The organism is Winogradskyella sp. ECml5-4 (assembly GCF_036903175.1).
Classification (GTDB): Bacteria; Bacteroidota; Bacteroidia; order Flavobacteriales; family Flavobacteriaceae; genus Winogradskyella; species Winogradskyella damuponensis.
Genome location: NZ_JAYJLF010000012.1, coordinates 106,117 through 118,090 on the forward strand (window position 1 = coordinate 106,117; position 11,974 = coordinate 118,090).

Sequence of the window (11,974 nt, forward strand, 5' to 3'; positions counted from 1 at the left end):
GGTTGGTCGTTAAATATACAAAAAACTAACCTAAATATGTTTTTAATATTTTACTTCTAGACGTATGTTTTAATCGTCTGATTGCTTTTTCTTTAATTTGCCTAACACGTTCACGTGTTAAATCAAACGTTTCTCCAATTTCTTCTAAAGTCATTGGGTGTTGACTAGCTAGGCCAAAATATAAGCGAATTACATCGGCTTCACGAGGGGTTAAGGTCTCTAAAGCACGTTCAATTTCAGTACGCAACGATTCGTGTAATAGATCTCTATCTGGATTTGGTGATTCACCACTTCTAAGTACATCATATAAGTTAGAGTCTTCTCCTTCTACTAAAGGAGCATCCATACTTACATGGCGACCAGAATTTTTCATTGACTCCTTAACATCGTTAATCGTCATGTCTAATTCTTTAGCTATTTCTTCAGCAGAAGGTGGTCGCTCATGACTTTGCTCTAAAAAAGCAAAGGTTTTGTTTATTTTATTAATAGAACCAATTTTGTTTAACGGTAAACGTACAATACGAGATTGTTCAGCTAAAGCTTGAAGTATTGATTGACGAATCCACCAAACAGCATAAGATATAAATTTAAACCCACGTGTTTCATCAAAACGCTGTGCAGCTTTAATTAAACCTAAATTACCTTCGTTAATTAAATCAGGTAATGTTAACCCTTGGTTTTGATATTGTTTTGCAACAGATACAACAAAACGTAGGTTTGCTTTTGTTAATTTTTCTAAAGCAAGCTGATCACCAGCTTTAATACGTTGAGCTAATTCAACCTCTTCATCTGCTGTAATAAGGTCTACTTTGCCAATTTCTTGTAAGTATTTATCTAATGATGCAGTTTCCCTATTGGTTACCTGCTTGGTAATTTTAAGCTGTCTCATTTAATTTTAAGATTTGTGCAATTTTATTGCAACAACATGCTGCTTTTATTATACGTAACAAACTATCAAAATGTTACAAATAATGTAAAATATTTTATTTGATTATTTGAAATGCAGAATTTAATTATTGGTGTAAACTCAATATCTTTAATCTAATAAATTGTAAATATAACACCTCTTCGCTTTTTTGAAAATAAAAAAAAACCAGAACAAATGAATGTTCTGATTTAATTTTTATGAGTTGTTAAACTTTTTTATCAAGACGCCTATTCAAAAGTCAAATAGCGTTCAAATTGTTCTTCTGATAAAATCTTTTTAATCTTGTCGTTTAACTGTTTTTCTATTTTTGCTTTTTCATCTTCGCTTACAGGATTGTTACTAATACGAACTTTACTTTGTTCGTATGCCTTTAAAGCTGAATAAATTTCATTACGTTGTTCTTTGTCAAACTTTATGTGTTTTCTTAAAGCTTCAGTTTTTGTAGCGGCCTTAGCATTTATTTCTTTATTAATTTCTATTTTACTGTTTTGTGCTACAGTAGTTTGAGTTCCAAGAAATAGTGCAAATACAAATAAGCACAAGGTTATTACTTTTTTCATTATGGATTATTTAATTATAATTGGTTACTAAAGTAATAATTTTATTCAACAAAATAAAAAAGTATCGACTATCCGATACTTTTTTAGTGAAATAATCTATTTTTTGCTTCTATTTTTATTACGCATGCCTCTTTTTTTGTGCTTTTTAGGCTCCATTTTTTCATATTTAGCGTATTGTTCAGCAGTTAAAATAGATTTCATTTCACGTTTCATTGCTATTTGATCATCTAATCTTTGATTTTGCATCTTTACGAGTTCTTCTTTAGAAGGCTTTTCTCTCTTTTCTCCCTCTTTAGGTTTATGCGCTTCTCTTGCCTCATTTCTTGATTCAGCTTGCTTTAAAATTAGCTTGTGTACTTTTTGTTGTTGTGCATCTGTTAGGTCTAATTTTAAAGTCAGTTGTTTAGATTTTAAATCTGCAATATCATTTGGAGTCATGTCTTTTCTTAATTCAGAAGTATGCGCTCTGTCTCTTTTGTCATGTTCTTTTTTTTGTGCAAAACCATTTAAGGTTACAAATGCTAGGGCAATAATTACTAATTTTTTCATGTTGTTTATATGTTTGTGTTATACTAGTTTAGACGCTATTAAATTTAAAACGTTTAAAGCCGTCGTTTTTTTTAACACAGAATTTAACATTATGAGTTTAGTAACTGTAGTGTGGTTAGGTATATCGTATTGTTTTCAACTTTGCTTTTTAACCAGGCATAAAAGCTAATGACAAAGATATCTTCTTCGTGAATTGTAATCCATTCAAAAGTTGTTTCTAATTGATCTTTAAAATCTTCTGTTGTAACCGATTTTGGTTTTATATAGTATAGTTCTGCGAATTTTAAAAATTGAAGGATTTTGGTTTGCCCTATTTCTTTTAAATACGTTGAATAACGACGTCTAAAACTTTTTAATCGTGAAAAGAACAGATCATCTTCTTGTAATTCTATATATAATAAAAGTTCTGCTATGTTTTTTTTGATTATCCAATCTATCCCTGCTTTTTCTTTATACCATTGATCTGAATGATAAAATTTAGATGAAATAGATTTGGCTTTTGTAAAGTCTTCTCTTTGGAAATGAAACATAAAGCAAGTTAGCTGTAAGTCTAATAAGGTTTCTGTATCCTTATGTTTTTTAGTTATGTGTTTTTCAACTAAGGCAATAGCTTCATTTTGTTTATTACTGTAGTTAAGGTTTAAGGCTTCAACTAAAGTTTTCTTTAAGATGAAGGTTTTGTAGTAAGCCCCTTTTTTTAGTTGCATTAACTGTTCCATCTCTTTGATGTAGAGTAGGGACGTTTCAAATTTTTTGTTTCTAAAAAGCGTGTTGGCAATGATATAAACGATTGCAATTTGATAAAAAAGTTGCTTGTTGGTTTCCTTTTTTTGTTTGAGAATATCATAACTTTTCATCACAAAGCTTTCAATAGAGTAATATTTTTTTGTGACAAAAGCCGAAATGTTAGCAATCGCTAAAATCTGATATAAAGACTTAAAAGAAAGTGATGTGTTAATTTCAATATGATGTGCTTTTAACAAGTGCTCAAGCTCAGATTCAAAGTCGATGACGTTTCCTTGGTAGGCTACTTTATTTAGTATAGATTTCAGTTTTGCATATACAATATTGAGTTGATCTTCTAATTGATGTTTTTTCTGATTTGCTTTTTGCTTATTTATTAAGTCTTCTAGATTTATTTTAGGATAATTTGGAGCATATTGGATTTTAGTATGGTAAATTTCGTTGCGTATGGCAAACAATGAATGTTCATCTGCTAGGCGTTCTGCTTTGTCTAAAATTTTATAAGCAATGTTGAAATTATTTTGAAGTAAAAATGTACGTGATGCTAAGATGTATTTAACAATTTGCATGTCAATAGAGTTCTCGTCTTCAAGGTTTTTATTGGCAGTATAATCTATTAAGGATTGTAATAGTCGCTTTCTAAGCGCATGGTAAGCATTACTTTTATCTACTTTATAGAGTTGTTTGCAAATAGCTTTTGAATCATAGGTAGAGTAGGCTAGTAATTTAAATAATTGAATGTTTTTGGTGTCTTTGCGTTTGTTCTTTTGCTGAAGATAATTTACAAATTTCTGATGATCTTCAGTACTTAATGTATTGATGATTGATTTTATTTCTATCATTTAATCGTCATTAAATTATTTAATTAATCAGTGAATATAGTAATTTATTATGTTTGTATATTAAATATATCGTCAGTTTTGTTGTGATTGTTGTTTTATAAATATTGACTTTTATCTGAGATTTGCTTCATAATCATTAAAACCAAACAAGATGAATTATCAAACAACAGTATCGTTAAAAGACGAAGAAAATCTAAATTCAAAAAAGAAAGAAAAGAAAGTGTATAACCATAAGCCAACACCAGCGTTTATTGGTGCCTCATGGTCGGCTTTACTTATTGGTATGGTTGCTTATTGTGTTGGGCTTTGGAATGCAGAGATGATGCTTAATGAGAAAGGCTATTATTTTACCATTCTCCTTTTTGGATTGTTTTCTGTAATTTCAGTTCAAAAAGCAGTTAGGGACAAACTAGAAGGTATTCAAGTTACAGAGATGTATTTTGGTATTAGTTGGTTTACATCTATTGCATCTATTGTTTTATTAACTATTGGACTTTGGAATGCCGATTTAGAATTAAGTGAAAAAGGGTTTTACGCTATGTCATTTACTCTAAGTTTGTTTTCGGCTATTGCTGTACAGAAAAATACCAGAGATGTGGCTTATATAAATAATGAACTAGCGGCAAAAGAAGACGAAGATTAGTTTTGATGATAGGTTAGATAATAACCCAAAACCTTGCAGCATTATATAGTGCTGCGAGGTTTTAAAATACTTTTTATAGTTTATTGCTTTTAGACTTTCCATTTTGAAGGGGTATTGAAATGTTTTTGATAATTAAATATTAAGAAACAAATGGCATTTACCATTAAAGTAAAATTAAAAAAAGCCTTAAAGTGTTTATACTTGTACTTTTAAGCATATTTGTTATGATAGGATCTGTACTTTATTTTTTTCAAGAAAAATTATTGTTTATGCCTAGTAGGTTGGCGCAAAATTACCAGTATCAGTTTTATCATGATTTTGAAGAATTATTCCTTAAAACAGATGAAAGTACAAGCATAAATGCACTTCATTTTAAAGCTAAAAACCCAAAAGGTGTTATCCTTTATTTTCATGGTAATGCTGGCGATTTAAGTCGTTGGGGAGCTATAGCAGAATATTTTGTACTTCAGCAATACGACGTATTTATAATGGATTATAGAACGTATGGGAAAAGTACAGGGAAATTAAGTGAAGAAGCTTTATATAAAGATGCACAATATTGTTATGATTTCCTCTTAGAACAGTATTCTGAAAATCAAATTACCTTGTATGGCAGATCATTAGGAACGGGAATTGCATCCTATTTAGTTTCAAAAAACAATCCTAAACAACTTATTTTAGAAACACCTTATTACAGTATTTTAGATGTTGCAAAAGACAGATTTCCTATGTTACCGGTAAAACAAGTTTTAAAATATCATTTTCCAACCTATCAGTTTTTACCAAAGTCGGAATGCCCAATAACAATTATTCATGGTACTGATGATGCTGTTGTACCTTATGCTTCAGGAAAAAAGCTTTCAGAATTAAATATTGAAAACTTAAGCTTTGTAACTGTAGAAGGTGCTGCTCATAATAATTTGATTGAGTTTGAAGACTATCATAAAACCATTCAAACTATTTTAAACTAAAAAAAAAAGGCTTCAAAATTAATTGAAGCCTTTTTTTTAGTTGTATTGTCATCTAGATTATTTAGGATCTAAAATTAAATTAATACGTTCTATAGCATCTGCTATATGAATTCTACTCATGGTATCTCCACCACGTGCAGAACGTAATTGACTACGTAAAGTTTTTAACTCAGCTCTTACAACCGCTCTAATATCTGATTGGCTAGTATTAACTGGTGTTACTTTAACGTAAGGACTAGATCTTCTGCTTGCTGTTTGGTTTTTAGCTGTCATCAAGTATTCTAATCTATCAATATGTGCACGTTGTAAATTACGTCTGTATGTGTCTATTTTTTTTCCAGTACGTAATTCACTCCAAATACCTGAACGTAAATCACTCATCATGTCAGGTAAAGAGTAGGCTTTGTTATCAAAGGTATAAGCTTCAGTTAAACGTTGCATTTTTCCTAAGCTCAAAATGTTATTAACTGTTCTAGATTGTAGGGCACGAACACGTTCTACAGAACCTGTAAACTCAATACGATCAAAGATATCTTTGTTAATTAACCATTCTGGAGTCTCAAATAAGTTATCATGAAGAAACTGCATCGCTTCTTTTTGATGTGCTTTTGGTACAGCGGTATAAACAGGACCTTCTTGGTCGGCAGCTTTATAATGCTCGTAAACACCTCCAATGTTATTAGATACATGTCCCATATAGCGGTTAAATTGAGAAATTACATGACCGTACATTTCTTCTAAATCATCATAATCTTCTCCAGCTTCTGTAGTCCACTCAATTAAATTAGGTACAATACGCTTTAAATTCTTAATACCGTATTCACTCGCTAACATGGCATTATCACCTAAATCCTCAGTTTGAGAACTTGGGTCAACAACATCTCCAGCTTGTTGATGTCCAAAACGGTACATTGGGTCACCAGCATGTTTCATAATCCACTCGTTAAGAATTGGCTTTTCTTCTTCAGCAGTTTTGTCTAAAATAGGTCTGTAACCCCAAGAAATAGCATATTTATCATAAGTTCCAATGTCTGGCATTAAAGCTACACCTTCATCTCCAGGTTGAGCTATATAGTTAAAACGTGCATAATCCATAATAGAAGGTGCAGTTCCGTACTTTTTGGTGAACTCTGCATCACGTAATTTTTCAACGGGATATGCCACACTACTTCCCATATTGTGAGGTAAACCTAAAGTGTGTCCTACTTCGTGAGCTGAAACAAAACGAATTAAACGGCCCATTACTTCGTCCTTAAATTGTGGGCTCTGTGCATCTGGATTAATAGCAGCTGTTTGTACAAAGAACCAACCACGTAATAATGACATTACATTGTGATACCAATTAATATCACTTTCTAAAATTTCACCTGTTCTTGGGTCACTTACGTGAGGACCATTAGCATTAGGAATTGGTGATGCTAAATAACGTACAACTGAGTAACGTGCATCTTCTGGGCTCCATTCTGGATCTTCTTCTACAGTAGGAGGATCTTTAGCGATAATAGCATCTTTAAATCCGGCAGCTTCAAAAGCTACTTGCCAATCTTCAATACCTTGTTTAAGATATTTTCTCCATTTTTCTGGAGTTGCTCTATCAATATAGTAGACAATCTGTTTCTTAGGAACGACTAATTCTCCACGTTTAAATTTTTCGATGTCTTCGTCTTTAACTTCTAATCTCCAACGATCTAAAAATTCTAAAGTTTTACTTTTTTGATCTTCCAAACCATAATCGGTTTGATTACTCGTAAACCAACCTACACGCTCATCAAAATAACGACGCTTCATTGGTACTGCAGGTAATAATATCATAGAATTATTAATTTCTATAGAAATCGCACCTGTATTAGAGTTTGATGGTGGTTGACCTGAAGCATAAGTTTTTACCGTACGCGACTCAATGTTTGTAGGGTAGGATTTAATACTTTCGATGTATGAAAGCTGACCATCTAAACGTGAAATTTTATATTGTTGTCTAGCACGTTGAGGAAAGCCTAACGGCTTAACATCTTTTGAAAATAAATCTGTAACATCAATAACAGTGTTTAAAGAATCTTTACTGAATGCTTTAATTGGAAAAGTAGCAATTACGGGTTCAAAGTTAGAGTTAACTACCGCTTCATGTACGGGTAAAGAATCTGCAGCAACTACTTGGTGAGATACCATACGTAGTAATACTTTTTTGTTTTTCTTTTCCCATCGTAATACTTGTTCGCTTAATTTTCCTCCACCAAAACCAAGTCCTGACGCTGTTTTAGCGATACGTGTAACCATAAGCATTTCTCTATCGAAAAGAGAATCTGGTATTTCATAAAAGAATTTGTCATCTACATTATGAACCGTAAATAACCCTTTGTCGCTTTTGGCGTCTTTGGTTATAATTTTGCTGTAAGGTTGAGGATCATTTTTTCCAGGTTTTTTAGCTGGAGGTTTAGCCATCGCACTGGCGTCTTTACCTGATTTTCCAGCCTTTTTTGCAGTAGAGCAAGAAAATGCTAGGAACGCGGAAACTACAAAGAGTAGCTTAATGGATACGTGTTTCAAAATAGTTGGTTTTTATTAAATTTTGATGAAAATACGGATTCTATTAAGAATCTGTTAATATAAAAACCGATTTTAGTATTTTTTTAACGTGAGTATTAAAGTGTGTTCATATATTCCTGAATTAAATTCAAACCTTCTGTATGGCGCATTGTAGTTCCAATAAAAGGCATGCTTAATCCTTCAGAATAAAACGATACTCTATAATCAATGACAACACTTTGTTCTACAATATTGCTTTCTTCTAAAGGTGTTTCAAAAGCAAGATTTAAAGTAGATTCGTCTGCACAAGTACCGCCAGGAATATGGCAATGTGCACAGTTAATGTCCATGTAAGCCCTTGCTCTAGTTTCTAATGGAAGTGATGTGTCTTCCCAATTAGGAAGCACTCTAACAGAAGAACTGCTTGACAAGCCTGTTAGTTGTTGGTTACTTATAAATTGCTCTAATTGATTCACCCCATTGATTTCAAAATTCATAGATCTTAATTTTGGACCTATTGGTATAATATCATTATTACTGTTATGGCAAGTAAAACAATCTGTATTTGAAGGGATTTTATAAGTTGTAGAGTTTGAGCTGCCTGATGCATCAATCCAAGTGATAGGTAATGTGCTTCCTGCTAAATCTAAAACGGCATCCGTTTGTTCCTCGTTCCATTTGTAATCTCCAGTTTCCCAAGCTCCATTTAATTTAATTAAAATACGCGTTTCAATAATAGTTCTTCCCAAAGATAGGTCGCGTTCATCTGTATTGTAATAAAAGGTTTTTGCTATTACTGTATGATCTGGAAAAATAGGCAAGCCATCTCCATCAAACTCCATACTTGTTTCTTCTGGTAATGCTATGATACGTTGTTTGTGAGCATAATCAGAAAATAAGGTGGTATTAAGATTATATTCAAAAGCTAAAGGGGTTATTTGTAAATTTTCTAGATTTCCGACAAACAAATTCATTTCAGATAAAATAGGTTTGAATTCTGTAGCTACATTTGGTAATGCTGTTGTAAAGCTATATACGTCAGTATGAAGGCTGATGTTACTAGAGCTACAAACGGTTTGAATGTAGACATCGTAAGTTGTGTTGGCTTGTAAATTGATGAGTTGAGCACCTGTGTCAGATTCGGAAATGGTTGTTCCGCTTCCTAAAGCAAATCCTGAAACTCCATACTCTAAGGTATAAGTTGCAGAAGTGCTTGTGGTTTCCCAAGTTAATGTAGCAGAGTTATTGGTAATAGCGTTTGATGATATATTAGTTACAGTATCGCAAACAGGAATAATATCATCGTCATTATTGCATGAGAAAATGATACTCACGAATAAGAATAGCAAACAAGCTTTTTTTAACATCTGGGTGATTTTCTAATTTATAGCCAGTTGCAATGTAATAAATTTTTTTTGAACGAAAATAAAGGTGATTTTGAAGTCTATTCTTAAATATAAGAAAGAGCAGTCTAGCTATAGATTTCTTTTTTAATTCAGAAAGTGTAATCTCAAAGACTAAGTATTTAGCTAGCTTTTTTTGCTTTAAGTAGGTATTTCTTATGTGAAGGTCTGTAATGTATGTTCTTTAAGGAGGTATTATTACTTGAAATCCGTAATAAGCAAAGCATGATCAGAATCTGAATAAAATTCCTTTTTTGTACTTAGTATGTTTAGTTGCTTACTTATCCAAATATGATCAATCTCTAACAAAGGCATTGGGTAAGGCCAAGTAGCTGAAAATCCATTCTGAAAGTTACGTGCAGATGTATAATTGGTTTTAAAATGATTAAAATAAATACTTTCGTAAGGTGTGTTAAAGTCTCCGAGTATAATATCGATGTTATGTTTTTCTAAGTATTTATAAATTTTGGTAAAGGCCTTTTTTTTATTGTGCCAAGGTTTTGCAAAAATGTCAACTATAACAACTTCAAACGTGTTTGCTTCTATTTCTACTTTTAAGTGATTGAGTTTGTAATTGTTTTTTTCTTCAATATAATCAACAACTGTTATGCCTTTTTTGGCAGCCACCATCATGTTTCCCTCTAGAAATTCAATATTATAATTATTGAGTTCTTTTGTGAATTGGGCATTAAAATTATTGTCTTCGTGTAGGACTTCAACAAAAAATAACGCGTCTATACGTTGTGTTTCTAAAGTTTTCTTTAAAACGTCAACATTATAATCTTTTTGGTCGGCTATATTCCATAAAAGTATTGAATTAGCTGAATTAGCATCAATAATGTTATAATTGATATATTGATGGTTAATCCAAAAAAAAGACAGCAAACCAATCAATCCTAATAAGGCAAATAGAATACGTTTTTTATTGTAAAATAGTGCTAAAAGTGGAAATATGGCTAAAATTAAAACAGGTAACGGAAATGCGTAAAACAAAATTCCGGTAACATAAAGGTGGTCTTTAAAACCAAAATGAATTAGTAACAAAAAAACATATCCTATTAAAAGATATGTTTTTTGTTTTTTTAGCCATGTAACCATAGGTTATATCATTTGAACAAATAAACCGTCATCGGTTTTTTCAACCTTTGTTAATCCATGTTTACTTAAACCTTTAATGCCTTTGTCCCAACCTTTGTTACTTAATCCCGATTGAGATTTAAGTACATTTAAGTCCATACGTTTTTCTGCCTTTAAAACTTCTAAAATCGCTTTTTCGTTATCGCTTAAATCTACTTTTTTCTTTTCTGGTCGCATCTGAGGGAAGAATAACACTTCCTGGATACTTTGGTTGTTGGTTAAGAACATAATTAAACGGTCCATGCCAATTCCCATACCTGATGTTGGAGGCATTCCGTATTCTAATGCACGTAAAAAGTCGTGATCAATAAATTCGGTAGCTTCATCATCACCTTTTTGTGCGAGTTTTAATTGGTGCTCAAAACGCTCACGTTGGTCTATTGGGTCATTTAGCTCAGAATAGGCATTTGCAATTTCTTTACCACAAACCATTAGCTCAAATCGCTCTGTTAATTCTGGGTTTTCTCTATGCTCTTTACATAACGGACTCATCTCTTTAGGATAGTCAGTAATGAATGTAGGTTGAATATAGTTTCCTTCACATTTCTCACCAAAAATTTCATCAATCAGCTTGCCTTTACCCATGGTTTCATCAACCTCAATATGCATGGCTTTTGCAGCTGCTCGTATGTCGTCTTCAGATTTGTTGTAAATATCAAAACCTGTAAACTCTAAAATAGAATCGCGCATCGTAATACGCTTATAAGGTGCTTTAAAATTGATTTTATGTTCACCAAAAGTAGCTTCAGACGTTCCGTTTACTGCAATTGCACAATGCTCTAATAGTTGTTCGCAGAAATCCATCATCCAGTTGTAATCTTTGTAGGATACATAGATTTCCATAGCTGTAAACTCTGGGTTATGTGTTCTGTCCATGCCTTCATTTCTGAAGTTTTTAGAAAACTCATAAACACCATCAAAACCTCCAACGATTAAACGTTTTAAATATAATTCGTTAGCAATTCGCATATATAATGGAATATCCAAACTGTTGTGATGTGTTATAAACGGACGCGCAGCAGCACCACCAGGAATTGGTTGTAAAACCGGTGTTTCTACTTCAAAATAACCAGCATCATTAAAAAATTGACGCATAGCATTAAACAATTTAGTACGCTTAATAAACACTTCTTTTACATGTGGATTGACCACTAAATCTGCATAACGTTGTCTGTAACGTTGTTCAGGATCTGTAAACGCATCATAGGTTTTTCCATCTTTTTGTTTTGGAATAGGTAATGGTTTTAAAGCTTTGCTTAGCAATTTAAAATTCTTAACCATAACGGTTTTTTCACCAACTTGCGTTGTGAAAAGTTCTCCTTCAATACCTACAAAATCTCCTAAGTCTAATAATTTTTTAAAGACATCATTGTATAGCGATTTGTCCTCGCCTTCGCATATTTCGTCTCTGTTAAAATATACTTGAATACGACCTTCGCTATCTTGCAATTGTGCAAAAGACGCTTTTCCTTGAATGTTAATTGCCATTAGACGACCAGCTATAATTACCTGTTTACCGTCTTCAAAATCAGATTTTATTTGTTTTGAAGTATGGTTTACCGGAAATAAATCCGCTGGATAAGGGTTAATCCCTAAAGCTCTAAGCTTTTCTAACTTTTGGCGTCTTACCAATTCTTGTTCTGAAAGTTGCATTCTTATTAATTTTTATAAACT

10 protein-coding genes are annotated in these 11,974 nt (G+C 32.2%); 2 read left to right on the forward strand and 8 right to left on the reverse strand.

Annotated elements, in window-relative coordinates:
• Positions 1–25: 25 nt before the first annotated feature.
• From VDP25_RS13785 to VDP25_RS13800, 4 genes are all read right to left on the reverse strand, one after another.
• Positions 26–889, reverse strand: a complete 864-nt coding sequence (locus VDP25_RS13785; RefSeq protein WP_092466645.1) for a sigma-70 family RNA polymerase sigma factor — start codon at positions 887–889, stop codon at positions 26–28.
• Between the two features lie 266 nt (positions 890–1,155).
• A complete protein-coding gene (locus tag VDP25_RS13790; protein ID WP_334470734.1) occupies positions 1,156–1,488 on the reverse strand; it encodes a hypothetical protein in 333 nt (110 codons plus the stop codon).
• 96 nt (positions 1,489–1,584) lie between these two features.
• Positions 1,585–2,037, reverse strand: a complete 453-nt coding sequence (locus VDP25_RS13795) for a hypothetical protein (RefSeq protein WP_334470735.1) — start codon at positions 2,035–2,037, stop codon at positions 1,585–1,587.
• A gap of 89 nt (positions 2,038–2,126) precedes the next feature.
• Positions 2,127–3,623: a hypothetical protein gene (locus VDP25_RS13800; protein WP_334470737.1), complete on the reverse strand. Its 1,497-nt coding sequence runs from the start codon at positions 3,621–3,623 to the stop codon at positions 2,127–2,129.
• Between the two features lie 151 nt (positions 3,624–3,774).
• On the opposite strand from VDP25_RS13800, the gene yiaA reads away from it, so the two are divergent.
• On the forward strand, positions 3,775–4,266 hold the full coding sequence (yiaA, locus tag VDP25_RS13805; RefSeq protein WP_334470739.1) for an inner membrane protein YiaA: 492 nt from the start codon (positions 3,775–3,777) through the stop codon (positions 4,264–4,266).
• A gap of 224 nt (positions 4,267–4,490) precedes the next feature.
• Complete coding sequence (locus VDP25_RS13810; RefSeq protein WP_334470741.1) at positions 4,491–5,237, forward strand: alpha/beta hydrolase; 747 nt, start codon at positions 4,491–4,493, stop codon at positions 5,235–5,237.
• A gap of 57 nt (positions 5,238–5,294) precedes the next feature.
• On the opposite strand, the gene VDP25_RS13815 is transcribed toward VDP25_RS13810, so the two are convergent.
• From VDP25_RS13815 to lysS, 4 genes are all read right to left on the reverse strand, one after another.
• The gene (locus tag VDP25_RS13815; RefSeq protein ID WP_334470783.1) at positions 5,295–7,784 is read right to left on the reverse strand and encodes a zinc-dependent metalloprotease; all 2,490 of its coding nucleotides are present in this window, start codon (positions 7,782–7,784) and stop codon (positions 5,295–5,297) included.
• Positions 7,785–7,876: 92 nt separating this feature from the next.
• Positions 7,877–9,109, reverse strand: a complete 1,233-nt coding sequence (locus tag VDP25_RS13820) for a fibronectin type III domain-containing protein (RefSeq protein WP_334470743.1) — start codon at positions 9,107–9,109, stop codon at positions 7,877–7,879.
• Between the two features lie 252 nt (positions 9,110–9,361).
• Positions 9,362–10,261, reverse strand: coding sequence for an endonuclease/exonuclease/phosphatase family protein (locus VDP25_RS13825; protein WP_334470745.1), 900 nt, complete (start codon positions 10,259–10,261; stop codon positions 9,362–9,364).
• 3 nt (positions 10,262–10,264) lie between these two features.
• Positions 10,265–11,953 carry a lysine--tRNA ligase gene (gene lysS, locus VDP25_RS13830; RefSeq protein ID WP_334470747.1) on the reverse strand — a complete coding sequence of 563 codons (1,689 nt, stop codon included), beginning with the start codon at positions 11,951–11,953 and terminating at the stop codon, positions 10,265–10,267.
• Positions 11,954–11,974 lie beyond the last annotated feature (21 nt).

What these genes read in the sequence shown, in the direction of transcription:
- VDP25_RS13785 (WP_092466645.1), bottom strand. Translation starts at nt 889, where the DNA reads ATGAGACAGCTTAAAATTACCAAGCAGGTAACCAATAGGGAAACTGCA.
- VDP25_RS13790 (WP_334470734.1), bottom strand. Translation starts at nt 1,488, where the DNA reads ATGAAAAAAGTAATAACCTTGTGCTTATTTGTATTTGCACTATTTCTT.
- VDP25_RS13810 (WP_334470741.1), top strand. Translation starts at nt 4,491, where the DNA reads ATGATAGGATCTGTACTTTATTTTTTTCAAGAAAAATTATTGTTTATG.
- VDP25_RS13800 (WP_334470737.1), bottom strand. Translation starts at nt 3,623, where the DNA reads ATGATAGAAATAAAATCAATCATCAATACATTAAGTACTGAAGATCAT.
- lysS (WP_334470747.1), bottom strand. Translation starts at nt 11,953, where the DNA reads ATGCAACTTTCAGAACAAGAATTGGTAAGACGCCAAAAGTTAGAAAAG.
- VDP25_RS13795 (WP_334470735.1), bottom strand. Translation starts at nt 2,037, where the DNA reads ATGAAAAAATTAGTAATTATTGCCCTAGCATTTGTAACCTTAAATGGT.
- VDP25_RS13825 (WP_334470745.1), bottom strand. Translation starts at nt 10,261, where the DNA reads ATGGTTACATGGCTAAAAAAACAAAAAACATATCTTTTAATAGGATAT.
- yiaA (WP_334470739.1), top strand. Translation starts at nt 3,775, where the DNA reads ATGAATTATCAAACAACAGTATCGTTAAAAGACGAAGAAAATCTAAAT.